The sequence below is a fragment of the Bdellovibrio sp. genome (assembly GCF_047637665.1).
GTDB lineage: Bacteria > Bdellovibrionota > Bdellovibrionia > Bdellovibrionales > Bdellovibrionaceae > Bdellovibrio.
Map to the genome: position 1 here is coordinate 13,115 of NZ_JBLJBT010000020.1, position 26,443 is coordinate 39,557.

Genomic DNA, 26,443 nt, shown 5'->3' on the forward strand with positions numbered 1-26,443 from the left:
TTAAGGAGTCTTCAATGTCAGCAGCACCTAAAGTGGAAGCAATCAATCCTCTCTTCGACAAACGACTGATCAATGCTTTTGTCGATGGAGTTATCAAGACCCTCAAAACAATGGCACAAACCGATGCCACTCCCGGCAAACCTTTTATCGAACCTCAGTTCGTTCTTAAAGGCGAAATTGCTGGTATGGTGGGTATGGTGGCTCCCCCGCTCAAAGGCACTCTTCTGATCTCTTATGGGAAAGACAGTATTTTCCATATTCTTGAGAATATGTTGGGTGAAAAATACACGCAAATTAACGGTGAAGTCTCGGATGCCGTTGGTGAAATGACCAACATGATCTATGGATCCGCAAAGACAACGTTAAATCAAATGGGCTATAACTTCGAAATGGCGATTCCATCCGTCATCTCTGGTAACTTCAAGATCAGCCATGCTGATAAAAGTGCCACTCTGGTTATCCCCTTCAATTTATCTAATGGTTCCACTTTTTACGTGGAGATCACGGTACAGTAATGAAAACCACTTCAGGTCCAACGGTTGACGTCCTCATTGGAAGTCCTCGAACTTCCTTCTGGGAGACAGTCACTGTGATCCTGAAGGGGTACTATCCCTACCAACTTAAACACTTTCGTTCCGTCGATGAAGCTTTGGAGTACTCCGAACAAGGTTTTAATCCCGTATTGGCTTTGATCGACGGACAAGATGGATCTACAAAAACCAATGAGTGGGTCCAATCCATCAAGATGAACTACCCCGACTGCAAAGTCATTGTTCTTCATTCTGCGGCAGCCCCTTTGGATTTCAATATTGCAAAGAAGAACGGCGCCGATGAGCTGATGCACATCAATTTCGACCGGGAATTTATCTCTGACATTATTCTGCAACTTGCGCCCATTGAAATGGAAGGGGATCACATCCCCATCACATCGTTGATGCCGGTGGATTTGCGCGACATGGAGCCGGAGATGAACATCAACTTCAATGTTTACGTTCACCTGCCCGCCAACCAACGCTCGGTGGTCCTGCGACGAGCCGGCGACTCCGTTGACGAAAAGCACATCGAAAAATTTCGCAACCTTCGCCAGCAAATGTACGTAAAAAAAACCCAAATGAAGGCTTTTTTTGAGTACGCCCGCACGGTCATGAGCCTGCGAAACATCCCTCTTCCCGTGTCTATGACGGAAAAGTTTCACCGCTCTAAGAAAGCCATCTACGAAATTATGGCGCAGTTCTTAAATGGCGCGGTCACGGACTATCAAGAAGGTAAAAACATTCTCGATAAATGCAAAAACATTGTTCTGGAGTTTGAGCTCACCAAAGATCTCGATCCCCAGGAAATCTTTAACGAGATCTTCCGCTTTACCGGCAACAACCGCACTCTTTATCACGACTGTATTTGCCTTTCCGCCTATGCCGCCTATTTTGCGCAGCTCTTAGGCTGGAACGCCGAAAAAAGAGAAAGCGCTGCCATTGCAGGACTTCTTCATAACATCGGCCTTTCTCAGCTTCCCGCCTCCATTGGCGACAAAGATCTCAAAGACTATACTGACGAAGAGATGAGCGAATACAAACTGTATCCCGATCGCTCGGTGATTATGGTCAAAGCCAAAAAGGTCCCCCTGTCACCAGAAATATCTGAGGCCATCGGTCAACATCGAGAAACTATCAACGGCACAGGATTCCCTAAAAAGTTAAAATCAGACTCTCTTTCTGAAATGGGAAAACTCATGGCCATTGCTTATCGCTTCCTCGAGATGACCTCCCTCAAAGAGTCCCGCCAGGCGATGACTCCGACTCAAGCCATCTCGACACTTCGTGATGAAGCTTTAAGTGGTGAAGGCGGCGTAGATCTTCTTCTGACCACACAGATTTTCAAAAAGTGGAAGACTTAGAGTTCTTCGTACTCTTCGACCATGTCGCTCATGGAATCCACATCAAACAATGATCGTAGCTCTACCTGACGATTTTCCCAGTCAATCTGCTTAAGAATTACCTTCGACGTGCTGATCCCGTCGTACACATAAAAAATGAGCAAAAGACTTCCTAAAAACCAACGAATCTTCGCGCGAGTCATTCGCGGATGAAACTGCACAACTCGGGTTTCGGCCACCCAATCGGCAAAATGAGTGCGATCATATCGAAAAAATGCCAGCGCATAAACGGCCCACGAAAAAAAGAACGTCAGACGCTCGGCCAAAGGGCGTAGCACACACTGGCGCCAATCCAAGGCCCCTGTAGCGTTGGCAAAAGGCACGACCTTAAGCCCCATCAACCACTTGCCGGGAGTCGCCTGCATAAGAACCAAAAATATAAACTCATACAAGGCCGGAATCAGAAACATCAGGACAAGACCGCCCAATGAAATCCGCACATCTTCGTCTGTCGTCACCAACAGAAAAAAAGACTTCATAAAAGGAATATAAAACACCAAGCGAATGACTTGATCGACCCCTTGCGCGACCAAACGTCTCCAGGTACTCGGCACATAAACACTATCCATGAGTTTCTCTTTCCAAATATTCTTTCAACCACTGCAGAGCTTCATCACGGGACCTTAACTTTCGCTCCAACTGCAACTCCAGGGCTTCTTCTAAACAGGCACCAATCGCTCGCCCGGTCAGTTGTCCCTTCACGTCATCCCCACTCAAGAAGGGAGCGGGAATATGTCGCTGCAAAAGATCCCATTCTTTAAAAAGATCGATAAGGGCCTGCTGCCAAGAACTGCCCTCAAACTCTAACACCTGCAAGGCCCATAGAGTGCCCTCATCGGGCAGTTTCTGCAGTTTTTTTCCTAGATTCATGGCAAAAAAGGCTGCGGGATTTTGCCAAAGCTCCCAGGCTCTTTCAATCGCTCGTTGTTCTTTCCCAGAAAGCTTTAAAAGTTGAAGGGTGGCGACAAGTTCATCTTTTGTTGTTTGACGCACAAACAGACTTAGAAGTTGCCATGGGGATTTTGCCCCACAACTCCCCTCCCACCGATTGTCACGCAACCGAAAGGGGAAAAGATGCGCCATCAGATCGGACTCTTCCATAATCTGAAGTCCTTTGCCTACAGCTTTGGATTTCAAGATTTTGCCCATTTCATCGCGCAACCTCTCGCCACTCACCGTCTTCACCAAGGACGACATTCTTTTAAGAGCTTCAAAAGTTTGAGGATCTAAGCGGAAATCCAATTGCCCCACAAAACGAGCCGCCCGAAGTAATCTTAAATGATCTTCCTGAAAACGACGATCTGGGATCCCCACGGTTTTCAGCAAACCTTGTCGCAGATCCGCTTCGCCGTTTACAAAATCCAAAACTTTTTTGGTCCCGAGGTCATAAAACAAGGCATTCACGGTAAAATCGCGGCGCTCAGCATCTTGTTCTGGAGTTGAGAATTGCACACCCTCTGGTCTTCGTCCGTCTTGATATGTCCCATCCGTTCGGAAGGTCGCGACCTCGATATCCGCCCCTTCAACAAGAACCCGCATGACACCAAAAATTTTGCCGACATTGACGGTCTTTTCAAAAAGTCCCTCGATTTGATCCGGGCTCGCATCCGTGGCCACATCCAAATCGTTGGCCTGAATCCCCAGAAGAGCGTCCCGCACGCAGCCTCCCGCCAAAAAGGCCTTGTAGCCATGGGCTTGCAATCTGTGATAAATTACTTCCACAGCTGGCCAATGAGGGTGAGATTCTAAGATCTTTTGAACTTCAGACATCCTCTTGAGTGTAAAAAAATACTGAGCCGAAAGAAAGAGATTGTTCGCGTGACGCCACAGGAGATGAAGTCTCTCATTGATGAAACTCTCGAAGAATTGGGATTTTCCCACTTCGGCATCACCCCATTGGACAAACCCTTGAGTTTTGAATTCTATCAAACATGGCTGCAAGAGGGACTTCATGGAGACATGACCTATCTTGAGGACCATGCTCCCATCAAAGAAGATCCTCGTCGCAAATGGCCCCGAGTTCAAAGCGCCCTGGTCTTTGCCATTCCCTACTTCCCTCACCCTGAAAAGAAAGCGGATTTTCCTCTGCGGCAAGCTCGCATCAGTCTTTATGCCCAGGGTATGGACTATCATTTTTGGTTCAAAGATCGCATGTTACAACTATGCAAAAAGCTTTCAGAGATTTTGCCCGAGGAAGAGTTTCTGCCCTTCACCGACAGCAGTCCTGTTTTAGAAAGAGACCTCGCAAAAAAAGCAGGCCTGGGTTGGGTCGGAAAGAACACCTGCCTGATTCATTCTCAAAAAGGCAGCTTATTTTTCATTGGAGAAATCTACACTTCTCTCAGCTTAAAAACCGAAATGGAACCGCTACCGAACTTCTGCGGCGCTTGCACCAAGTGCATTGATATCTGCCCCACAGGAGCCCTTCTTGAACCGCGAAAGATGGATGCGCGAAAGTGCATCTCGTATCTGACCATTGAGTCTCGACAAGTGCCCCCCGAAGAACTGCGTGCCCAGATCGGAGATTGGTTTTTTGGATGTGATCTTTGCCAAACAACCTGCCCCTGGAATCAGAAAGTTTTTAAAGGACAGCTTTCCGTTGAGAAAAGCCTGTCCCTTTCGCCAAAAGATGAAACGTCCTTGGTCGAAGATCTTCGTTATATTCTTACATCCTCAGGCAAGAAATTGAGTAAAGATTTTATGGGAACCCCATTGGCTCGCGCGGGCTCTTTCGGATTAAAGAGAAATGCCCTGATTGTCATTGGCAACAGAAAAATAACTGCCTTGGAAAAGGAAGTTCGCTCTTTACTTGAACATGAGAAACTGGGAGAACTCGCCGGATGGGCTCTCAAAAACATGCACCCATCCTCGGCAGAAGAAGGTTAGAGTCCCAACTTCTTCAATAAATCATCAATATCGCTCTGCTTGAGCTTCTGAGGCGCAGATCCCGTCCCAACACTGATGCTATAAGCTTCGCTGAACTGATGGGAAACCCAACGCAAGCGCTCAATAAACGCTTGAGGAATTGTCTCGCGAAGAACAGGCCCCTCTTGGTCAATATTATCTAAAAGCGTATTGAGAGTCTCTGTCGCATCTAACAAAAGCGCGACACACACATCATAAAACTGCTCGTTGTCAGTGATTTGTGAGGCTTTATATCCCACCGCCTTACAAAGAGCGGCATAGTCCGAAATCATATGCAGCGCGTGATCTGGAGAGGACGCCATCAAGGCCAGATTCTTTGCGCCCCCCATAATTCGGTCTACGTTATTACCATAGTCCGACAATTTCTGAACCTGAGAAAAATCACCTTCAATACCTTCGAGAAGGTCTATTAATTCCCCAATCAAGGTCTTTGACTCGTTCACAAAATCTTCTACAATTTCTTTATCAATCGACATGAATAAACGATAACAATCGAAGGACACTGAGGCAATGGATTATGTTTCTATTCGAGTAAGCACCCTCCGAGGCGATCAAAAAATCGACTTTAACGCTTACATCAAGATCAATGAAAAGATGGTGCTATACCTTCGTCGCGGCGACAGTTTCGAAGGCGATCGCTTAAAACGCCTTAAAGAAAAGAAATTGCGCAAAATGTTCATCCTGACGGATGAAGAAAACAGCTATCGCAGCTATTTGCAAAAAAATATCGAAACCGCGTACGACGACTCTTCGAACAAAGACATTCAAACACGCGCCGAGATCATTCAAGGCTCTCAACAAAGCAACACGGAAGAAGTTTTCGAAAATCCTGAAAACGTCGAATCCTATAACTATGCCAAGGATGCGGCGGGCAAGTACGTGAATTTTATCATGAGCAATGCCAGCGCCCTTGGCTCAGTCATGAATATCGAAAATGCCGATAAGAACATCGCCCATCACGGTGTGACTGTCGCGACCCTTTCTATTGCGCTGGCACAAAAATTAGGAATCAATGATCCTAAGAAAACCCAGCTTTTAACCCTCGGCGCACTCCTGCATGATTACGGACATCACAACACGACTTTGAATCTCAGCCAGCCTCTAGATGCCATGAGCCCTGAAGACAAAGCTCTGTGGATTAAACATCCCACAGAAGGGGCCGCTCGTGTTCAGGATAAAAAGCATTTTGACCAAACGGTCATCAATATCATCGCGCAACATGAAGAAACCATCAATGGAGCCGGCCCGAAGGGACTCCGAGAAAAAGATCAGGACCCTTTGTCTATTTTAGTTTCCTCGGCCAATGCCATGGATCGCTTGATTACATTTGAAGGCGTTCCCAAGGCCGAAGCCGCGAAAAAGATGATGATTGATCATGTCGGCAAACACCCGCTGCAACACATTCAATTCTTAAACGAAATTCTTAAAGGTCTCTAAATAAAAAAGGACGCCAATCGGCGTCCTTTTTTAAACTTCTCTTTAAATATCAACTAGAACACAAATCCCACAGTTAACATTGGGAAAAGTTCATCTTGCTTGAGTTTAGTGAACGAAGGATCCGCGTCGCTCTTTTTGTATTCAATCGTACGATACGTCAGTTCAACGCCAACGATAAAGGCTCCCGTCACGTTTGTGAGATACCCAAAGTCACCTTGAAAACCGGTGCCTTCCTTGTAAATATCATTTTCAGCCGTCAAAATGTAGTGCCCTTTCAAAAAGAACCCACTAGACCCCACATATCCTAAAGAAGCCCCCGTCGCCTTTCCATCGCTTGATGAAGCACCACTCTGATTGCGAATACTGTAGATACCACCTAGGTATAAACCACTCCCCATCAGATATCCCAACTTCACATCGTAAATGCTCGATTTTGAGTCTGCCTTTCCAGAGGCCGTTTCGATCGTGGTGTTGTACATAAAGGCATTTGCCGTCAACATCACACCGCTCGCACTACCTCGGGCTTGGGCAAAAGACGCCATCGCACTTGTTATCAAAAGAGCCGCTAGGGCCAGGATATTTTTCTTCATACTCACACTCCTTGTTCGTTCGAAATCACATCATCACATAGAAAAGATTATAGCGTCCTGGCAGAGTGATAAGAACTTTTTTTCCCACTCTACGGATGATAGTTGAGGTGTTATTTCGTCACAGAGAAGCGCCATCTCCACCAACTGAGACGGTGTGTACTTTCTATCCTCTTGTAATAAGTCGATGATTTGCGCCTCATAAATATCAAGTTGCCTTTCCACCACAGTGGATTTCTCGGCACTATAGACAAAAGCGTACAAACCTTTGTCTCGCTTTAACACAGGGTTATCCGTTGAAAGAGACACCACTTGCAGACTAGTATTCAAAGTCACGAGGCCGGGCTCGGGTTCTATCATCTCAAAAGGTTGAACCTCAATCCATGCTTGAGTCCACTCCCAATGAGCTAATTCAAGCAGGGCTCGATTTTCTGGAAATTTCTGACGAAGATAGCCCACAAAATATCGCCAATGATCCTGCAAAAGCCAACTGCTCCACCCCATATCCTGAAGATATTCATCACGGACCTTTGCTGCGAACGATCCCAAGGACTTTTCCGTTTCGGGAAAAATTCGACTGAAGAGTGCTTTTTTTTCTTCGGCAAGATTCAAAGTCGGCCCTCGCTCCGCCTTCACAGGACGCAACCACTGCAAGGTGCGAAGAATCTCTGCCTGATAGATCGCAAAGACTGAAGACGGAATCTTGTCCTCGTAAGTGTACAAGATAAGGTTCTTTGTTTTTTGCAACTCTTCTAACTGATGGCGCCGCAATGAACCCGCGCCCACAATATCAATATCGCGCACAATAAGTGTCTCGGCGGAAGGAATCTCTCCGCGCAGGGGAAAAGAAAGCTGACAAGTTCCGTTATCGATAGACATTTAAGTCTATCTTATGTGTGCTAAGGGGACTGGAGCAAGAAATGTCGATGAATCTTCAAGAAAAAACCTGGCCACAAATCGAAGACTATCTAAAAACGAAAAAACACATCCTCATCCCCGTGGGGTCCACGGAACAACATGGCCCCACCGGGCTAATTGGGATTGATTATCTGTCGGCGTGGGAAATCGCTAAAGCCGTTGGTGAGAAAACAAAGACCCTCGTCGCGCCTCCGCTTTGTTTCGGAATGGCCGTTCATCATATGGCTTTCCCGGGAACAATCACTTTTTCACCTTTGACCTACATTCAGGTCATTACCGAAATCATTCAAAGCCTGGGGCGCCATGGTTTTAACAAGTTCACCTTTATTAACGGTCACGGCGGAAACATTGCTCCTCTGACCACGGCCTTTTGCCAAGCCAAACAACACAACGAAACTTACGACATTAACTTGTTCAACTGGTGGCATCTTCCCGAAGTGACGGCTTATGAGGCTGAACACTTTGGAAAAGAAAATGGCTTTCACGCCACTTGCGGGGAAATCTCGGTCACCATGTTCACCCATCCTGAGGCCTACAAAGACATCCCGGCGATGGATTTTAAACCCACCCAAGAGCGTCCTCATTGGCCCATGTCCCCTCAAGAGTTCCGTGAGGTTTTTCCGGACGGGAGAATGGGTTCAAACCCCCGCCTCAGCTCCCCTAAGCATGGAGAAATGCTATTTAATTTAGCAGTTGACTCAATCTGTCACAAAATGGAGTAGAAATACTATTGACCGGATTTCGGAGCCATGGAAGAAGGTGGGGCATGAGATTATTGCTTTTCGTCCTCAGTTTGACCGCATCTTCTGTGGCTTTTTCTGCTCTGCCTTTGATGGGAACAGTAGAAAAGGACTCTACTGGTACTTACTTGATCACTGGTCAAGCATGCAAAAGATACGTCGTCGACACCAAGTCTGAAGACTCTTTTAAAAGCGTTCGCAAACTCTCTACTGGGGATTCCGTTACAGCCTCTGGAACTTTAGATCACGACACCTGCACCGCTGTTATTGAAAGCGTGGACTATGTCGGCCTTCGAAAAATGTTGGGTCACTGGTACAGCGCTGAGGGCATCATGTCTGTTCGTGACTTTAACTCTTTAAGCTTCTATCCGATCTCTCTGAAAGACTTCCAAAATGGGTCTGGATACCGCACTGTTGATCCTATCAACTATCGTTACAGCGTAACCCCCACCGACGGCAAAGAGTGGGTTCTTTTCTTGTCAGACTCTAAAAGCACAACCTTTGCGACTATTCAGTTCAACAAAGGGGCCGCCACGATGAAAATCTATGATTCTGAGACCGGACGCCTCACGAAAGTTCTTCACCTGTCTAAGTGGAGCAACCTTCGCTAATGAGCTGGCTTCACCCCGTCGACAAACATCTTCTTTTCACAAAAAATGATAAAGAGGATCCTCGCCTCGGTGAATGCGTCCAGATTCTTCCCAAAGGGGATTTCCACAATCTTTCTGCTTACTCTTTTGATTTCGCTCTTCTGGGGTTTCCCGATGATGAAGGAATCAATCTGAATGGTGGACGACCTGGAGCCCAAGCCGCTCCCCGCGAAATCCGTACTTATCTTTATAAAATGACACCCCACCTGACCAGCACTCGTCTGCCGCAAATTCTTGATTTGGGGGACATGGTTGATAAAGAAAAACCATTGGAGGCTCGTCACGAAAAAGCGCGAGAAATCACGCGAACGCTGGCACAAGCTGGAAAACGCTGGATCTCGCTTGGTGGTGGTCACGATTATGGTTACTGTGATGGTGCGGGTTTTCTCGATGTTTTCAAAGACCAGGCGGTTCTGATTAACTTTGACGCTCACATGGATGTCCGCCCCACTGACAAAGGATTCAATTCAGGAACGCCTTTTCATCGCATTCTCAGTGAGTTTTCGGGCCATGTGGATTTTGCCGAAGTGGGCATTCAAAACCAATGCAACAGTCAGGCTCATATCGCTTGGGCAAAAAAACAAGGCGCGACGGTCTTCACCTTAGATCAAGTGAACCAAGAGGGTCTTGGGATCCTTTTAAAAAACTTTATGCAGGGAAAAGAAAAAAAGAAGATCTTCTTAAGCATTGATATCGATGCCTTTTCTTCCAGCGAAGCGCCAGGCTGCAGTCAGTCTTGGACGACAGGCCTTTTCACAAAAGAGTTTTTGCAAACCTTCCATTGGCTGAACCAGAACTTTGATGTTCGAGGTATCGGTCTTTATGAAGTTTCTCCACCACTAGATCAAGACAACCGCACCAGCAAGCTTGCAGCCTTGATCGCGCACAACTTTATCTTTTCGACCTTAAACAAGGCCTGACATGAAACGCGGCTTTGGTAGCGACAACCATGCTGGTGTTCACCCGCAGATTTTTTCTTCTTTGGCTTTAGCCAACACGGAACACGCCCCCGCCTATGGAACAGATGAGTGGACGGAAAAAGCCATAGAAGGATTTCGCCAGCACTTCGGTCGCGAGGCACAAGTGTTCTTTGTCTTTAACGGTACGGCAGCCAATGCCACCTCAATGCGGGCCTTGGTAAAACCCTATCAGGCGGTGCTTTGTTCGGATGTCTCTCATCTGAACGTCGATGAGTGCGGAGCCCCAGAATATCTGGCCGGATGCAAACTCATCCCCGTCGCCTCCACGGACGGAAAGATTTCCGTTTCTGAACTTGAGAAAGCTTACATCCGTCGTGGTGATCAACACTTTTCCCAGGCACAAGCACTGAGTATCACGCAACCCACAGAGCTTGGCACCACCTACACACTGACGGAACTCAAAGAAATCATTGCCTGGGCCAAGTCCAAGAAACTTTATGTTCACATGGATGGCGCCCGTCTTTCTAATGCCGCGGTTTTTTTGCAAAAAAGTTTTAAAGAGTTCACCACGGATCTGGGTGTCGATGTGGTTTCCTTTGGTGGGACCAAAAATGGTCTGATGATGGGGGAAGCCGTCGTCTTTCTTAATCACAACCTGGCCCAGGATTTTAAATACATCCGCAAGCAAAGTTGTCAGCTTCCCTCGAAAACCCGCTTTATCGCCTGTCAGTTTCAGACCTACTTTACAGACGACCTCTGGAAGAAGATTGCGACCCATTCTTGTGAAATGGCCCAATATCTTTATAACTCAGTCAAAGATCTTCCCCAGGTGCAGGTGCGCGCGATCCCACAAAGCAACGCCGTCTTCGCCACGATTCCCTCATCTTGGGTGAAGCCACTTCGGGATCGTTATTTTTTCTATGTGTGGGACGAAAAAACGTTTGAGTGTCGCTGGATGACCTCCTGGGACACCACTAAAGAAGATATCGACGGATTTGTACAAGCTATCAAGGAGATCGCACGATGAAATATCCTCCGGTTCATTATCATCACTATCTGGGTTTGGACCCACTTTTATCCACACAACATCGCAAAAGCGAAGAGTATGGAAAGCCCGCCCACGATGAAATGCTTTTTATCATCGTTCATCAGACTTACGAACTTTGGTTTAAGCAGATTATCTTCGAATTGGATTCTGTTTTATCCGCGTTTCAAAAACCTCAGGTCGCTGAAACCGAGATGGGATTTGCCAGTGCTCGTCTTGAACGAATCGTCAGCATCTTAAAGCTGATCATCGGTCAGGTCGACGTGCTTGAGACCATGACACCTTTAGATTTTCTGGATTTCCGTGACATGCTTTACCCCGCCTCTGGATTTCAAAGCTTCCAGTGGCGTTTGATTGAAACCAAACTGGGATTGCGCATGGGAGATCGTCTGGCTTACAACCAGGCACCGTTCTATAAATCTCTGAGCGAAGATCAACAAAAGCGGATGCTGGATGTTCTGGACCAACCGTCTTTGTATGATTGCCTGGAAAAATGGTTGGAAAGAACGCCCTTTTTGCAGGGTGAAAACTTCAACTTCTGGGATTCTTATAAAGAGGCCGTCAATCGCATGTTCCAAGACGATCTCAATACCGTTAAAACTAATCCAAGATTATCAGACGACGACAAACAAAAAAACCTTCAGGGCCTTGAGCAGACCCTGAAAAGTTTCGATGCCCTTTTTGACGAAACAGCTTATGAAAAACTTCGTCAAGAGGGACAGTTCCGCCTTAGCTACAAGGCGATGCATGCCGCTCTCTTGATTCAGCTTTATCGGGATCAACCCGTCTTGCAAACTCCCTTCCGCATCATTCAGGCGTTATTGGATATTGACGAGACTATGACCACCTGGCGCTATCGCCATGCCTTGATGGCCCTCCGCATGTTAGGCCAGAAAATCGGCACTGGTGGTTCCAGCGGGCACAAGTACCTGGCTGAGGCCACTTCAAAACACAAGATCTTCGGCGACTTCTTTAATCTGACGACATTCTTCATCCCGCGTTCTCAAGTGCCGGCACTGCCGAAGTCCATCGCGGATAAAATGAATTTTCACTACTAGATATTTTATGGAGGAGCTTTTAGCTCCTCCTTTTGATTTTATCTAGCAGCATATCTCGCAGTTTGGATACCTCCATTTTTTCTGCCTTTCGCTGTCCCCGCTCCTGCACGCTCACACAACCTTGTGCTATCTCTTGATCCCCGATAATAACGACATAAGACACTTTGGCTTGCCAGGCTTCGGCGATTTTTCGCGACAAGGACTCAACACGATCATCGACACGCACTCGCACAAAAGAATTATGTAACAGCAAGCGAGATTTTTCAGCCTCCTCGATATGTCGATCCGCCAGAGGTAAAATTCGAATCTGCTCTGGAGATAACCACAGTGGCAAGGCCCCCTGATACGCTTCAATTAAAAGCGCCACCATCCTTTCGTGGGAACCCAGCGGAGCCCGGTGAATTATCAAAGGATGTTCTCGCTCTCCAGCTTCATTGATGAAGGACAGATCAAAGCGTTCCGCACTGATGAAATCCAGTTGTACAGTAGAGGCACTTTCTTCTTTGCCGTGGATTGATTCCATCTGTATGTCGATCTTGGGTCCATAGAAAGCGGCTTCTCCGGGGGCCTCCACAAAGGGGAGATTGCTTTCGATTAAGACCTCTCTCAGAACATTTTCAGCCCATTGCCATTTTTCGGGAAAGGGTACGTACTTCTGGGATTTGTCGGACTCCTCGCTTTCCCATTTGGAAAGTCGAAGATGATATTTGGAGATTCCTAAAATTCGATAGGCCTCCTGATACATTTTTAGAACCTTTAGAATCTCTTCTTTTACTTGAGATCGGCGGCAATAAATGTGGGCGTCATTTTGACAAAGACCTCGCACTCGCATCAGACCCGACAAGGCCCCCGAGCCTTCATAGCGATACACCTGCCCGTACTCCGCCAAGCGCAATGGCATGTCTCTGTAACTTCTCAGTTGCGACGCATAGATCTTGTGATGATGCGGGCAACACATTGGTCGCAAACGAAAGCGCACGTTGTCCAAATTCATTGAGGGATACATGGACTCTTCATAGTAAGGCAGATGGCCTGACTGATAATAAAGCTCTTCTTTGGCGATATGAGGACTTGCGACACGCTGATAGCCCGCTAAAAACTCCAGCTCCTTCATTAGCTTTTCCAACTCTTCGCGAATCACCACACCGGCGGGAAGCCACAGGGGCAGACCGGCCCCCACGGATTCATCGAGATGATAGTAAAAATGATTTTGATTTAATTCACGGTGATCCTTCAAGGCATGGGAGGGCCCCGCCTTACCGTGATCTTTGACGGAAGACATAAAATCTCCAAATTTCCCAAGAGGGAAAATAAATAAAATTAATATTTAAAAACAGAAATCGCAAAAGTCGCTGTCGCGACGATAAAAGATGAAACCCCTACGGGGTGGTGATACGAACGCTATGAATAAGTTTAAAAAGGATGAAACTCATAAAATCAGACTATCACGTCCTTTCTTCGACCCGCCAATAAATAAAATTTAGAGCTGCCATAAGGAAAGTGTCTAAACTCTGTACAAGTCAGTGAGAAAATTACCAGGCGACGATCTTAGAGCGCCTGTTACTGGCAATGAAAGAGCTTTAGTTATATCTTGTCCCAGCAACTAATCTGAGGTCTTGCTATGAATCTGGTTCGTTTTTGTTCTGTCTGTCTTATCGCCTGTCTGGTTGGGGTTCCTGCGACCTATGCAAAACAAGTTGACCTCAGAGCCCTACAAACTCCAGTGAAAAATCAAGGCGATCGGGACACCTGCGCCTATTTCGCGGTTTCGGCGTTAGTCGAAAGTGCGATCAAAAATCTCACGGGCACAGAATACGATATTTCTGAAGAGTTTGAAATCTTCCGTCACAAAGTGATTAAGCCCTGGCGCCCCGAAGTGGAGTTTGGAAGCACCTACGACCTGCTTCACGGTTTCGCACAAAGCCTGTTCTTCTATACCGAGGAATATCTGCCTTATCAAAAAAGCAGTCCTGACTTCACGAAACCGCTGTCCCCGTCCCAGTTAAGCTTCTACGACCTGCGCAGTCAGAAAATTCCCCAAGTGCAGCATCGCAGCCTTAAACCCAAAATGCTGACACAGCTTTGGGTGAAGCGTCCCTGGTCGCAAATGTTCAAAGACGAACTGGATCAAAAAAGATCCGTGGTGACGACCCTCATGGTCTCTGTCCCCCATATCAACGATCAAAAAGGCACCTTCTCTTACAACGATGAGATCGCTAAAGAATGCACCGCAAGAAATCTTTCTTGCGGCGGCCATGCCGTTCTGATCGTCGGCTATGACGATGAGCAGAAGGTCTTTATGTTCAAAAACTCCTGGGGCCCGGCCTGGGGAATGCAAGGGTATGGCTTTGTCACCTTTGAACATGTGGACAAGTTTTCAGCAGATTCCCTGACGGCCTATTTTGACAAAATGATAGACCCTTGGGTTCGCGTCACAAATCCCTAATTCTTCCCATTTTTCGACTTGCCAAATAGACAATCCGACACAGATTATCCCTAAAAACGCCCCTCGCAGGCGATGGGTTTATTTTCAGGAGTCTCTATGGCAAAACAGGTTCAAAGCTTTAATGCAGAAATCAAACAACTTTTAGATATCGTGATTCACTCTCTTTATTCACATAAAGAGATCTTTTTGCGCGAGTTGCTTTCCAACGCCTCGGACGCTATCGACAAACTCAAGTTCCAGTCCTTGACACACCCCAGCCTCCTCCCTTCCGACTGGGAACCAAGCATTCGTCTATCCCCTGATGCTGGCACAAAAACCTTAAAGATCATTGATAACGGTATCGGCATGACTCAAGAGGAAGTCGTCGAGTTTATCGGAACTATCGCCCGTTCGGGCGCTAAGGCTTTTATGCAGATGAATGCGGAAATGAAGACCAAGCCTGAGCTTATCGGTCAGTTCGGCGTGGGTTTTTATTCGGCATTTATGGTTGCCGATAAAGTCACCCTGCACACTCAAAAAGCGGGCTCTAACGACGGCACAGTGTGGGAATCCCAGGGCGATGGCACTTACAGTCTGGAAAGCGTTCCACGCCCTGACGGCACGGGAACAACTATCACTCTGCATCTGAAAGAGTTCCAGGAAGAAGAGGAAGTTCAAAACTTCACAGATGCTTGGGTTTTAAAATCGTTGGTAAAAAAGTACTCTGACTTTATCGCTCATCCCATCAAGATGAAGGGCGAAAAAGAGGACGAGACCTTGAATTCACAAAAAGCCCTGTGGCTTAAATCTCCCTCTGAAATCTCTAAAGAGGAATACAAAGAATTCTACCAGCACCTCACTCATGATTGGAATGATCCTCTGCGCACGGTTCACTACAAAGCTGAAGGCACGATGGAGTTTAATGCGCTTCTATATCTGCCCGGTAAAAAACCTTGGAACTATAACATGCGCGATATGGAGTATGGGCTCAGCCTCTACATCAAGCGCGTCTTTATTATGTCTGACTGCAAGGACCTGCTGCCGTCTTACCTTCGCTTTGTGAAGGGACTCGTTGATAGCAGCGACTTGTCGCTCAACGTGTCCCGCGAACTTCTGCAACAGGATCGTCAGGTTTCACAAATCCGTAAGAACGTGACCAACAAAGTTCTTGGCACTTTGAAAGATCTTTTGAGCAAAGAACGCACAGCCTATGAAGATTTCTGGACAGAGTTCGGCGCGACTTTGAAAGAGGGCTTACCCAGTGATTCTTCTAACAAAGAGAAGCTTCAGGATCTGATTTTGTTCCATTCGACTTCTTCGGATAAGATGACGACTTTGGACGAATACGTCACTCGCATGAAAGAGGCGCAAAAAGATATCTACTATATCACGGGCGATTCTTTGTCTCAGGTTCACAACAGTCCTTATCTGGAAAAACTTAAAGAAAAGGGCTTTGAAGTTTTGCTTCTCGTAGACCCTGTTGATGAGTGGGTGGTCAGCTCATTGACCGAGTTTAAAGGTAAGAAACTGCAATCCATCACTCGCGAAGGTCTTGATCTAGATACAGAAGAGGAAAAGCAGAAAAAAGCCGAAGAGAAAAAACAGGCGGAAGATACTTTAAAGCCGGTTTTGGATTCTATGAAAAAGGCTTTGGCTGATGATGTAAAAGACGTCGTTCTATCAGACCGTCTGACTCAGACTCCGGCTTGTTTGGTTTCTTCTTCTCAAGATCCGTCGGCTCACATGCAGAAGCTGATGTCGCAAATGGGGAAAGAGTACTCGACTCCGGTGAAACGAATTTTAGAGATCAACCCCAAGCACCCGGTCTTCTCTAAGATGCTGAAGGCTTCTGAAGAGCAACAAAAGAAGTGGGCCGAGATTCTTTATGCGCAGGCACTGCTTACGGAAGGCTCAAGCCTTCCAGATCCTGTGAAGTTCTCGCAACAGGTTGCAGAGCTGATGGTGCAGGCAGCGGAAGGTCAGCACTAAAGCATATTCTTACATAAACAAAAGGGGCTCTAACAGGCCCCTTTTGCTTTCTTACTCCAGGCTCTTAATAAATTTCAAAATCTCTGCGGCATGCCCCTCGGCCTTGATTTTGCGAAACTCACCGACCAGCTTCTGGCTTTCGTCGATCACAAAAGTGCTGCGCTCAATGCCCATGACTTTCTTTCCGTACATATTCTTTTCTTTGATCACGTCAAAGAGTTTGCAGACCTCTTCGTCTTCGTCAGAAAGCAGCTCAAATTTGAAATCATATTTACAAATAAACTTGTCGTGCGACTTAAGACTGTCGCGGGAAATACCGTACACTTCGGCATTCTGCTTTTTAAATTGCGACAACATCTCGTTGAACTCAATTCCTTCTGTCGTACACCCCGGTGTGCTGTCTTTAGGATAGAAATAAAGAACAACTTTCTTGCCCTTTTGCGAAGCCAGACTGAACTCTTCCCCGCTTGATGAGGCGATTTTAAAATTTGGAACTTTCTTTCCCATTTCAACTTTAGCGGCCATGCGGCACTCCTTCTTGCGGTTCTTCAACTGGTGGGGCCTCTTGTGTTTCCGGCTCGACAACGGGCTCTGCGCCAAAAGTCCCCTGCTGCATAAGAACATCAGGATCCACAACTCGAGGCGGAGGCAACGGAGACCCCGGAAGCGGCGTGATTTTAGCAGGCCCTGCGGGAGCCGGTGCCTCCTCACCCTCCGGCGGTAACTCCAGAGGAGGCGCCCCCGGAACTCGTTCCGCATTCACCTTCGGACTTGGAGAGGGTGTTGGTTTTGCCGTAGGAGAGGGCGTCGGTGTCGGCGTTGGAGCATAAAGTTCTGTCTCTGTGACCAGAATTTTGCCTTCCAGGGGCACATCCGCTTCAATCTTGCGAATGTCACTGAGATTCTCATAGACCTTCCCACGAAGTTTAATCAAATTTCGTCCCGCCTGTTCATAATCATAAACATCAAGACGTATCATCTGTTCTTTGTTGCGGTCTTGCGCCCAATCTTTACATTTGAGGGATGACAACTGTCCTTTTTCATTTCCCCGCAAAGTACACTGAATATGTTTATTGAGGACCGTGGCTCCCAGGCCCAAAATTTCCTCTAAATTTTCTGGAAAAAAAGTCACCTGAATCTCACTGAAGCTGGTCGCGGAAAAATCGGCCAGCTTCTTTGCTTCCGTTTTTTCACTGCATTTTTCAAAAACTTCCCCTTTTTGAGGAAATCCATCCAGACCCATCACATCGCGCTTCACCACATAGCGATCACAGCGAAACATGGATTTATTTGAAAGCTTGATGTTTTGTGATGACAGTAAAGCTCTTTGAATTTTTCCAAACGGAGATTTTCCAACAGGTCGTCGTTCTGCGGTCAAGACCCACCAGGCCTCGCGATGAATGGCATCTGCCTGTTCAAAATAACGGGTGAAAATACTGAGACTTTTGTCCTTATTCATCCCGTCTTCTGTCGCGACGGACTTCTGAATCACTTTAGGCGCGGCCACAACAGGCTCGGGAACCTTTTCTTCCTTCGAAAAACAGGAAGTTAGGCCGCAAAGAGATCCAGCAACAACGAAGGCACGAAGGACTTTCATACTCTAAGTCTTGCAAATAGACCGAGTGAAAACAAGAATTTACTTTACCCGGCTCGAATCTTTACTCTAAACTTTCAAAGTGCAGAATTTATTAGCAACTGGAGGAGAAAAATGGAAAAGATCTGGCTTAAAAACTATCCCAAAGGAGTCTCTACCGAAGTCGACCTTTCAAAATATTCTTCTCTTTATGACATCTACGAAGAGTCCATTCGGATGTTCTCCTCCAAAAAAGCCTTCACCAACATGGGAGTCAGTCTCACCTTCTCAGAGTTGGATCGCAAAGTGGATATTTTCGCGTCCTTCCTTCAGAACGAACTTAAACTGAAAAAAGGCGACCGCATCGCCATTCAGATGCCCAACCTTCTTCAATTCCCGATCGTGGCGTTCGCAGCCCTGCGCTGTGGACTTACCATCGTAAACACCAACCCTCTTTACACCGCGAAGGAAATGCAGCACCAGTTCAAAGATTCCGGCGCGAAAGCCATTGTTATTTTGGCGAACTATGCCCACCTCTTAGAGCAAATTCTTAAAGACACGGATATCGAAAGTATCGTGATCACAGAGATCGCCGACCTTTTCCCTACTCCCAAACGTCTCTTGGTAAATTCTGTTGTTAAGTATATCAAAAAAATGGTGCCCGCTTATCACCTTCCTCAAGCTTACACGTTCCGCCAAGCTCTCGAACTGGGTGCCATGAAGCCCTCTCAAAAGATCAGCACTACTTTGGAAGATATTGCATTTTTGCAGTACACGGGGGGGACAACCGGAGTTGCTAAAGGGGCCATGCTCCTTCATCGCAATGTCTTAGCGAACGTTCTGCAAATCCGCGATTGGATGACGCCGAAACTTCGCGAAGGCGAAGAAATCGCCATCGCGGCCCTTCCTCTCTATCACATCTTCGCCTTGACGTTGAATTGCCTTGGCCTTCTTCGTTATGGTGCTGAGAACGTTCTCATCACCAATCCACGCGACATTCCTGGTTTTATCAAAGAACTTAAAAAAACTCCGTTCTCTGTTATGGCCGGGGTCAATACATTATTTAACGCTCTTATGAACAATCCAGAGTTCATGACCATTGATTTTAGCAAAGTTAAAGTCAGTGTCGCCGGAGCCATGACCTTACAAAAATCAGTCGCTGAAAAATGGATGGAACTCACAAAATCCGTGATCGTCGAAGGTTACGGACTGACCGAGGCCTCACCTGTGGTCTGCTGCAATCCCATTGATGGCACGGACAAAGTGGGCACCATCGGCCTCCCCTTCCCTAGTACTGATATTAAACTTCTCAATGATGACGACCAAGAAGTCGGCCTAGGTGAAGCGGGAGAGCTGTGCTGCAAAGGCCCTCAGGTCATGGCTGGATATTGGAAGCGCGATGATGAGACCGCTAAAGTCCTAAAGGACGGCTGGCTCAGAACCGGCGATATCGCCATGTTTGATGAGAATGGTTTCTTCAAGATCGTTGATCGCAAGAAAGATATGATTCTGGTTTCTGGCTTCAATGTTTACCCCAATGAGGTCGAGGAAGCGATTGCTGGGCACCCTGGCGTTCTTGAAGTTGCCGCGATCGGCGTTCCCGATGAGCATTCCGGAGAGATCGTAAAAGCCGTTGTCGTTAAGAAAGATCCAAACCTGACGGCTGAAGATGTTATTGCCTTCGCCCGCAAATCCCTGACCAACTACAAGGTTCCTCGCCTGGTCGAGTTCCGCACGGAGCTTCCAAAAACAAATGTCGGAAAAATCCTTCGTCGTGCGCTCAGAGAATCCAGCAAATAGATTTTAAAAATCAAAGGTAAAAAAAAAGGGCAGATCAAAGATCTGCCCTTTTGCTTTTATCTTATAAATTCAAGATTAAGCGCGTTTATTCCAAGAAGCGCACCAAGCGTCTCCCAAAACAACTTTACCAGCGAAGATTGTGCAAGTTCCAACTTCCTTACCAGCGCGAACTTCTGTTTTTGTGTAGAATCCACAAGTAATACAGTGGTTGCCCTTAGCCTCTGGAGATTTTTTGTAGTCTTCGATGTACTTAACTGCTTTTGCTACTGAATCGTTTGGATCGATCAACGGCATAGCGCCACCTGCTGCAGGAGCAGAACCACGTTTCTTCTGAGCATTTGCTTCAGAAGAGAACACTGTTGTCAAAACAGCTGGAGCCACGACAGCGACACCCGTGATTTTTGCTAGAGTTGAAAAGAAACTACGACGATTCATCTTATTATCGATCATGTTGCCTCCGTAAAATGAGTTTACAAAGTTAGATACTATTCCTTTTCATTTGGTTTTCAATTGTATTTTTACAATTTTTTCAGAGGCCCTGCCGAGAATCGACAAAAGTCTCCTCCCCGGTGTCGCAGATTGCTGCACTCCTGGCCCCATTCTGTCGCTTCTTGATCTCTAACTACGGCTGTAAAGAAAATAGCCATCTTTCACAAACGTCCAGCATGGGCACAGACCTTGATAGTCGTTCTCACGAACCTGATTCAAATGCTTCATCTTGGGGGGTGGACGTATGAAATCTCTTTGCAGTGTCTCTCTTATTTTACTCATCACTTCACAAGGCTGGGCCGGATCTTGGTATGAAAAGAAGGTCGAAGGAAAGCTTCTTTACGATCTCTTCAAAGAGGCCGACATCCCCCTTCCTGCCCTTGAAAGAACCTTTGAATTCCTAGACCTCAATGAAGAAAAAGAATTCAAGGTGAACTTACACCAAGAACAAACCACCAAGAAGATCGCCAACAAAGACTATGCGGTGATTATTGACTACTCCAAACCCTCCTCCTCGCGACGCCTGTATTTCTTAAATCTGAAAGAGGGCAAGGTGGAAAAGTACTATGTGGCCCACGGCGTGAACACCGGAGAAGATGAAGCCATTAGCTTTTCAAATCAGATGGATTCCCGGAAAAGCTCTCTTGGATTCTTTATTACCGGTTCTTCGTATCAAGGAAGTCACGGCGAATCTCTGTTTTTGCATGGACTTGAAAAATCGAACGATCGCGCCTTTGAGAGAGCCATCGTCATGCACGGAGCCGACTATGTTTCTTTGGATTTCTTAGAAAAGTACGGACGGATGGGACGAAGTTGGGGGTGCCCTGCGGTCTCTCCGGCAATAAATAAAAAACTGCTGCCGCTTATAAAAAACGGCGCCGTCTTTTACGCTTATCACAAGGACTTAATGGCGGTGACACAAACAAGCCCGACGATTCAGAACGTGGGCAATGATCAGAAAAATACTCCCGAAAATAGTAACAAGGTCGTGCTCGAAGAACTCAACCCATGAATGGGGAGCCACTGAAGCTCCCCCTACCATCAAAAGACCAAGGACTCCAAGACCAAAAACTTTGGGTTGTCGATGATGTTTATATCCTGACCAAAAAGCGAAAAGGCCCACCGGAACTACGAAAAGAGCCATAGAAATATGAACCCACTCCTGCTCAAACACCCCCCCTAATACTGGAAGAGTCATGATCAAAAGAGGCGTCACCAGACAGTGAATGGCACAAAGACTAGAAAGAAAAATACCTAGCTTATCCCAGCGATCTGATTGTTCTTCAAAACTTTCGTGCTCAGCATGATTCACATCGCAACAAGATTTCACATCATCCACAGTCACCGCCCTCGGTGATAATGTTTTGGCCTAAATGCAAGTTATTGTCAACTAGAGTTGTGGTGAGACTTGCGTTTCAATTGAGAAAGCCCCATAAAAGGACGATGTCTGCTTTAACTACCGCCCCCATTTATGAGCTCGGCCCTGATTTTTATGACGAAGTGTCCCCAGCGACATTCCCTCACGCCACCCTCCGCTATCGCAATCAGCAAGCCGCTCAAGAGGTCGGGCTCTCTGAGCTTACCGCCGATGAATGGCAAAAACACTTTTGGGCTTTCCAACCTCTTCCTGGAAATATCCATAAACCTTTGGCTTTACGCTATCACGGCCATCAATTTCAAAGCTACAACCCGCAGCTTGGCGACGGTCGGGGGTTTCTCTTTGCTCAATTTCAAATGGCTTCAAAACTTTTAGATCTGGGAACAAAGGGAAGTGGTCAGACTCCGTATTCTCGGGGCGGCGACGGGCGTTTAACTCTGAAGGGAGCCTTCCGTGAAATCCTCGCCACAGAACTGCTAGAATCTTACGGCGTCAACACCAGCAAAACTTTCTCAGTCTTTGAAACCGGTGAAACTCTAGAGCGCCACGACGAACCCTCTCCCACTCGCGCCGGAGTCTTAGTCCGCCTCAGTCACAGTCATATTCGCTTTGGAACTTTCCAGAGACTGGCTTATTTGAAACAACCGGAGAACATCAAAAAACTTTTAAGCTATTGCGTGAAACACTATTACCCTCAGTTGACCCTATACAAAGACCAAGAACTGGCAACGCTGTTCCTCCAAGCCGTCTCTCACGCCGTGGCTGAAACCACGGCGGCCTGGATGATGAGCGGCTTTGTTCATGGCGTTTTAAACACTGACAATATGAATATTACCTCAGAAAGTTTTGACTACGGTCCTTACCGTTTCCTTCCCACGTACGATCCCCGCTTCACCGCCGCCTACTTTGATCAGACCGGCCTTTACTGTTTTGGGCGCCAACCTGCCGCCGTCCTGTGGAATCTCTATCAGCTCGGAGCAGCCCTACAGACCGCTTTCCCCGATCTTTCTTTAGATGAGATCTTCGCGGACTTTGGCGAGGTCTTCACCTCTCAAGTCCATCGTTATGCCTTGAAACGGCTCAACCTCAGAAACCCACTTCAAGAGCCCACTCAAGCCTGGGAGCTGAATGTCTCTTTGGTCACACAACTCTTCCAATTCATGGAAGAAGAAAAATCACTTTTTGAACAGACTTTTTTTGATCTGCATTCAGGCGGACAACCTGAAAGACTGACTCGTTCGCCCCAGAAAGATCTTTACACTAAAGAGTCCTTCAAAAAGCTTCACGACACATTGGATTGCTTTGAAATAGCTTCAGAAGAAAGGGCCCAACATCCCTACTTTGAAAAAGAGGCTGCGTGTTCCCTACTTATTGATGAATTGGAGTCTTTATGGAAGCCCATCGCCGACAATGACAACTGGGCCCCTTTTGAACGGAAGCTTGCTGAAATTCGCAGCTTCCGTGGTGTGTACTCTTAAGGTTGATAACCGCTCAGTTTCGCAAGTTTTCTGCGGAACCAAGCTTTGAAGTCCTCAATAAAGCCGAAGGCCGCAGGAACGATCAAAAGAGTTAAGAGTGTTGAACTCAACAAACCTCCAATGATAGCAATCCCCATGGACGTTCTCATCGCCGAAGCTTCGTTCAAACCAATCGCAATCGGAATCATCCCCGCGATCAAAGCCAAGGATGTCATCAAAATTGGACGAAGACGTGTGCGACATGCTTTTAAAAGGGCCGCATTTCGCTCTAATCCTTCGTGGATCAAATGATTCGTGTAGTCTACGAGCAAGATCGAATTCTTCGCCACAACCCCTAAAAGCAAGACAATACCGATCAACGAGAAGATATCGATTGTCTTACCAAAGACTAACAACGCCAAGAAGGCTCCGGTCATCGCCAGTGGCAAGGCCAATAGGATCGAAAACGGCGTGATGAAACTTTCATACAAACTTGCCAGAACAAGATAGATGAAGGTCACACCCAGGAAAATCGCCAACAACATATTCTCGATGAGTTCTTTAAAGTCATCAGCCTGTCCTTGGAATTTATAATCAATCCCCTTCGGAGGAGGAATCTCGTTTTTGACCACCTTTTCAATTTCGGCAGAGATCGTTCCTAAAGCGCCCCCTTTTGCCAGGTTCCCGGAAATCTGAATATAACGTCCTTTATTCTGACGATTGATCTGAGAGTAACCGAACGTCTCTTCCCCTTGTGCGATACGAGTCAAGGGAATCATATTATGATTGGCATTAGGAACAAACGTCGAAGAAAATTGAGTGCGCAAATCACGGAACGCCTCTTCGAAGCGAATGCGAATTTTATAGTCGATCCCATTTTCACGGAAAATCGCATTTTCATTCCCCTCAGTGCGATTGCGAAGCTCTGCCCCCGCCGTCACTGTGGAAACGCCCAAAGCTTCTGATTTTTTACGATCAAAGATCACATGATACTCTGGTTTTCCTGATCGGAAGTTCGTGTCGACATCGACAAGCCCCGGAATCTTCTTAATGCGCTCTACCACTTTCTGAGCATAAGCATTCAGCTCTTCAAGATTTTCACCTTGAATATTCACATTCAACGGCTTTTGTCCCGAGTTCACGGCGTCAATGTCTCCTAAAGACACGATAGCTTGTCCTTCGAACTCCTTCAACTTCTTACGAACGCTTTCTTTATAGTCCGTGGTCGACATGCTACGCTTTTTACGTTCAACCAAGCGTACAAACAGAGATGACTTATTCGACTCGTTGTTGGTGTTACCGACGATCGTCAAAACGATATCCACCGCTTTATCGCCATCGAAAATCTTTTCAATCTTCTCTGTGAACTGACTGGTCGCCATCAACGAAGATCCCACAGGAAGTTCGACGTTAACCATAAATTCACCGTTATCGGGGGACGGCAAGAACGTCTTTGGAATAAACGCAATCGTTGCCAAGGAACTAAAAAAGATCAACGTCCCACCCACCAAAATCTTTTTAGGATTATGGAGCGTGTATTTGAGGGCCGTCTCGTAAATATCTTCCAACCAAGTTTGGAATCTATCAAAAGCCGCCAACATCCTTCCGATAACACCAGTCCCTTTGTTATGCTCATCAGGATGGGCTAAATAAGCTGAAAGCATCGGTGCCACCGTGAAGGCGTCAAACAACGAGATCAACATCGTGAAAACCACGGTCAATCCGAACTGCTTAAAGAACTGCCCCACAATACCCTGAAGGAAAGAGATCGGACCGAATACGGCGATCACGACCAGCGTGGTCGCGATAACAGCCATGGCCACCTCTTTGGTACCCTCTAAAGCCGCGTCTTTAGGTTTCTTTCCCATCTCAAGGTGCCGGAAGATGTTTTCCCGCACCACGATCGCATCATCGATCAGAAGACCGACCGCCAACGAAAGTGCCAACAAGGTCATCAAATTGATGGTAAACCCCATCGCATACATAATGACAAAACCACCCAATAACGAGTTCGGCAATGCCATTGCGGTGATAAAAGTCGAACGCGCCGATCCCAAGAAGAAAAACACGACAATCACGCACAGGAAAATACCAATGAGGATGGATTCCTTCACGTCATAGACGTTCAATTGAATGGGCCGAGAAGTATCACGCACCAAGGTCACTTCTCCAGAGATCTTCTTTTCTTTAAGAATCGCGTTGGTTTTCTCGATGTTTTTCTTCACGTTTTCAGCTACGGCGACCGTGTTTGCCCCCCGTTGCTTATAGACGTTCATCAAGAGTGCTTTTTTTCCTTTAATACGACCGATGGTTTTCTGATCTTCCAGGCTTCGCACCACACGACCGACATCCTGAACGCGAACGGCTTTATCAGAACCGACAAAGTTCACACTCACTTCAGAAATTTGCTTCAACGAATCAAACTCACCACTGGTACGTAAGGTCGTCTCTGTTTTCGGATTCTCGATTTTCCCTACGGGAATATCTTTAGAAGTATCCAAAATACGCTGAGACACCTGCAGCATTGAGATCTTACGATCTTGAAGTTTATTCTTATCAATCAGGACATGGATCTCTTGTTTACGTCCGCCAAAGATATCGACCTGTCCAACGTCTTTCAAACGTTCAAACTGCGGTTTGATAACTTCGTTCGCCAAGTCGTAGGACTCCCCGTCAGCCAGATCCGTTGTAATCGCCAAGGTCACAATGGGCTGATCCGCAGGGTCAAAACGACGAATGACCGGCTCATAAATATCCGCCGGAAGATCGCGCCGAATATTTCCGATCCGGTTGCGCACTTCTTGTTCGACTTCTTTGATGTCGGTTCCCAGCTGGAACTCCATCACAATAATCGCAACGCTATCCAAATTATTGGATGTCAGGGTCTTTAACCCGGAAATACTTCCCACTTCATCTTCAACAAGTTTTGATACTTGCTTTTCCAAATCCAGAGGCGACGCCCCGGGATAGGTCACTTGCACAAATAAAACCGGGAAGGTGACATCTGGAAACATATCCACCGGCATTTTTCTTAAAGAAAAAGCCCCGAGGATCAACATCAAGATCACGATACAAGATATAAAGATCGGTCTTTTAATCGACAGACTTGGTAAATTCAT

General features: G+C 46.7%; 25 protein-coding genes. 14 read left to right on the forward strand and 11 right to left on the reverse strand.

The window, feature by feature from the left end; translation table 11 throughout:
* Nucleotides 1–14 precede the first annotated feature (14 nt).
* Together ACM64D_RS06825 and ACM64D_RS06830 are read left to right on the forward strand one after the other, a co-directional pair.
* A complete protein-coding gene (locus tag ACM64D_RS06825; RefSeq protein ID WP_415062449.1) occupies nt 15–515 on the forward strand; it encodes a chemotaxis protein CheX in 501 nt (166 codons plus the stop codon).
* Complete coding sequence (locus tag ACM64D_RS06830) at nt 515–1,894, forward strand: HD domain-containing phosphohydrolase (protein ID WP_415062450.1); 1,380 nt, start codon at nt 515–517, stop codon at nt 1,892–1,894. The genes ACM64D_RS06825 and ACM64D_RS06830 overlap by 1 nt, the downstream gene beginning before the upstream one ends.
* Here the strand turns inward: ACM64D_RS06830 and ACM64D_RS06835 are convergent.
* Both ACM64D_RS06835 and ACM64D_RS06840 read right to left on the reverse strand, forming a co-directional pair.
* Nucleotides 1,891–2,502, reverse strand: a complete 612-nt coding sequence (locus tag ACM64D_RS06835; RefSeq protein ID WP_415062451.1) for an RDD family protein — start codon at nt 2,500–2,502, stop codon at nt 1,891–1,893. The two genes, ACM64D_RS06830 and ACM64D_RS06835, sit on opposite strands and share 4 nt — an antisense overlap.
* Entirely contained in the window at nt 2,495–3,703 is a 1,209-nt protein-coding gene (locus ACM64D_RS06840; RefSeq protein ID WP_415062452.1) for a CCA tRNA nucleotidyltransferase, read from the reverse strand. The genes ACM64D_RS06835 and ACM64D_RS06840 overlap by 8 nt, the downstream gene beginning before the upstream one ends.
* Nucleotides 3,704–3,766: 63 nt before the next feature.
* On the opposite strand from ACM64D_RS06840, the gene queG reads away from it, so the two are divergent.
* The gene (queG, locus tag ACM64D_RS06845; RefSeq protein ID WP_415062453.1) at nt 3,767–4,819 is read left to right on the forward strand and encodes a tRNA epoxyqueuosine(34) reductase QueG; all 1,053 of its coding nucleotides are present in this window, start codon (nt 3,767–3,769) and stop codon (nt 4,817–4,819) included.
* On the opposite strand, the gene ACM64D_RS06850 is transcribed toward queG, so the two are convergent.
* Complete coding sequence (locus ACM64D_RS06850; RefSeq protein WP_415062454.1) at nt 4,816–5,334, reverse strand: hypothetical protein; 519 nt, start codon at nt 5,332–5,334, stop codon at nt 4,816–4,818. The two genes, queG and ACM64D_RS06850, sit on opposite strands and share 4 nt — an antisense overlap.
* 34 nt (nt 5,335–5,368) lie before the next feature.
* On the opposite strand from ACM64D_RS06850, the gene ACM64D_RS06855 reads away from it, so the two are divergent.
* Nucleotides 5,369–6,295 (forward strand): HD-GYP domain-containing protein, encoded by a 927-nt coding sequence (locus ACM64D_RS06855; RefSeq protein WP_415062455.1) that lies wholly within the window; start codon nt 5,369–5,371, stop codon nt 6,293–6,295.
* Between the two features lie 53 nt (nt 6,296–6,348).
* On the opposite strand, the gene ACM64D_RS06860 is transcribed toward ACM64D_RS06855, so the two are convergent.
* Together ACM64D_RS06860 and ACM64D_RS06865 are read right to left on the reverse strand one after the other, a co-directional pair.
* Entirely contained in the window at nt 6,349–6,885 is a 537-nt protein-coding gene (locus ACM64D_RS06860; RefSeq protein ID WP_415062456.1) for a hypothetical protein, read from the reverse strand.
* 33 nt (nt 6,886–6,918) lie between these two features.
* Nucleotides 6,919–7,761, reverse strand: coding sequence for a hypothetical protein (locus tag ACM64D_RS06865; RefSeq protein WP_415062457.1), 843 nt, complete (start codon nt 7,759–7,761; stop codon nt 6,919–6,921).
* A gap of 41 nt (nt 7,762–7,802) precedes the next feature.
* Here ACM64D_RS06865 and ACM64D_RS06870 point away from each other — a divergent pair, with 41 nt between their 5' ends.
* The 5 genes from ACM64D_RS06870 to ACM64D_RS06890 are packed head-to-tail and all read left to right on the forward strand — an operon-like array spanning nt 7,803 to nt 12,213.
* Entirely contained in the window at nt 7,803–8,522 is a 720-nt protein-coding gene (locus tag ACM64D_RS06870) for a creatininase family protein (protein WP_415062458.1), read from the forward strand.
* Nucleotides 8,523–8,566: 44 nt separating this feature from the next.
* A complete protein-coding gene (locus ACM64D_RS06875; RefSeq protein ID WP_415062459.1) occupies nt 8,567–9,151 on the forward strand; it encodes a hypothetical protein in 585 nt (194 codons plus the stop codon).
* Nucleotides 9,151–10,110 (forward strand): formimidoylglutamase, encoded by a 960-nt coding sequence (locus tag ACM64D_RS06880; RefSeq protein WP_415062460.1) that lies wholly within the window; start codon nt 9,151–9,153, stop codon nt 10,108–10,110. The genes ACM64D_RS06875 and ACM64D_RS06880 overlap by 1 nt, the downstream gene beginning before the upstream one ends.
* Nucleotide 10,111: 1 nt before the next feature.
* On the forward strand, nt 10,112–11,137 hold the full coding sequence (locus ACM64D_RS06885) for a threonine aldolase family protein (protein ID WP_415062461.1): 1,026 nt from the start codon (nt 10,112–10,114) through the stop codon (nt 11,135–11,137).
* Nucleotides 11,134–12,213, forward strand: a complete 1,080-nt coding sequence (locus ACM64D_RS06890) for a tryptophan 2,3-dioxygenase family protein (RefSeq protein ID WP_415062462.1) — start codon at nt 11,134–11,136, stop codon at nt 12,211–12,213. Before ACM64D_RS06885 ends, ACM64D_RS06890 begins: the two co-directional genes overlap by 4 nt.
* Nucleotides 12,214–12,232: 19 nt before the next feature.
* On the opposite strand, the gene thrS is transcribed toward ACM64D_RS06890, so the two are convergent.
* The gene (gene thrS / locus ACM64D_RS06895) at nt 12,233–13,495 is read right to left on the reverse strand and encodes a threonine--tRNA ligase (protein WP_415062463.1); all 1,263 of its coding nucleotides are present in this window, start codon (nt 13,493–13,495) and stop codon (nt 12,233–12,235) included.
* 339 nt (nt 13,496–13,834) lie between these two features.
* On the opposite strand from thrS, the gene ACM64D_RS06900 reads away from it, so the two are divergent.
* Nucleotides 13,835–14,659 carry a C1 family peptidase gene (locus ACM64D_RS06900; RefSeq protein WP_415062464.1) on the forward strand — a complete coding sequence of 275 codons (825 nt, stop codon included), beginning with the start codon at nt 13,835–13,837 and terminating at the stop codon, nt 14,657–14,659.
* A gap of 96 nt (nt 14,660–14,755) precedes the next feature.
* Nucleotides 14,756–16,627: a molecular chaperone HtpG gene (htpG, locus tag ACM64D_RS06905; RefSeq protein ID WP_415062465.1), complete on the forward strand. Its 1,872-nt coding sequence runs from the start codon at nt 14,756–14,758 to the stop codon at nt 16,625–16,627.
* Nucleotides 16,628–16,678: 51 nt separating this feature from the next.
* Here htpG and ACM64D_RS06910 read toward each other — a convergent pair whose 3' ends face one another.
* Together ACM64D_RS06910 and ACM64D_RS06915 are read right to left on the reverse strand one after the other, a co-directional pair.
* Nucleotides 16,679–17,152 (reverse strand): peroxiredoxin, encoded by a 474-nt coding sequence (locus ACM64D_RS06910; RefSeq protein WP_415062466.1) that lies wholly within the window; start codon nt 17,150–17,152, stop codon nt 16,679–16,681.
* Nucleotides 17,142–18,224 (reverse strand): hypothetical protein, encoded by a 1,083-nt coding sequence (locus tag ACM64D_RS06915; protein ID WP_415062467.1) that lies wholly within the window; start codon nt 18,222–18,224, stop codon nt 17,142–17,144. Before ACM64D_RS06915 ends, ACM64D_RS06910 begins: the two co-directional genes overlap by 11 nt.
* 111 nt (nt 18,225–18,335) lie before the next feature.
* Here ACM64D_RS06915 and ACM64D_RS06920 point away from each other — a divergent pair, with 111 nt between their 5' ends.
* Nucleotides 18,336–20,000: an AMP-binding protein gene (locus ACM64D_RS06920; RefSeq protein ID WP_415062468.1), complete on the forward strand. Its 1,665-nt coding sequence runs from the start codon at nt 18,336–18,338 to the stop codon at nt 19,998–20,000.
* A gap of 75 nt (nt 20,001–20,075) precedes the next feature.
* Here the strand turns inward: ACM64D_RS06920 and ACM64D_RS06925 are convergent, their stop codons facing one another.
* Nucleotides 20,076–20,450 (reverse strand): high-potential iron-sulfur protein, encoded by a 375-nt coding sequence (locus ACM64D_RS06925; RefSeq protein ID WP_415062469.1) that lies wholly within the window; start codon nt 20,448–20,450, stop codon nt 20,076–20,078.
* Nucleotides 20,451–20,733: 283 nt separating this feature from the next.
* Between ACM64D_RS06925 and ACM64D_RS06930 the strand changes: the two genes are divergently transcribed.
* The gene (locus tag ACM64D_RS06930) at nt 20,734–21,501 is read left to right on the forward strand and encodes a murein L,D-transpeptidase catalytic domain family protein (RefSeq protein WP_415062470.1); all 768 of its coding nucleotides are present in this window, start codon (nt 20,734–20,736) and stop codon (nt 21,499–21,501) included.
* Here the strand turns inward: ACM64D_RS06930 and ACM64D_RS06935 are convergent.
* Nucleotides 21,394–21,834, reverse strand: a complete 441-nt coding sequence (locus ACM64D_RS06935; protein WP_415062471.1) for a MerC domain-containing protein — start codon at nt 21,832–21,834, stop codon at nt 21,394–21,396. The genes ACM64D_RS06930 and ACM64D_RS06935 overlap by 108 nt on opposite strands.
* Before the next feature lie 98 nt (nt 21,835–21,932).
* On the opposite strand from ACM64D_RS06935, the gene ACM64D_RS06940 reads away from it, so the two are divergent.
* Complete coding sequence (locus tag ACM64D_RS06940; protein ID WP_415062472.1) at nt 21,933–23,345, forward strand: protein adenylyltransferase SelO family protein; 1,413 nt, start codon at nt 21,933–21,935, stop codon at nt 23,343–23,345.
* Here ACM64D_RS06940 and ACM64D_RS06945 read toward each other — a convergent pair.
* A complete protein-coding gene (locus ACM64D_RS06945; RefSeq protein WP_415062473.1) occupies nt 23,342–26,443 on the reverse strand; it encodes an efflux RND transporter permease subunit in 3,102 nt (1,033 codons plus the stop codon). The two genes, ACM64D_RS06940 and ACM64D_RS06945, sit on opposite strands and share 4 nt — an antisense overlap.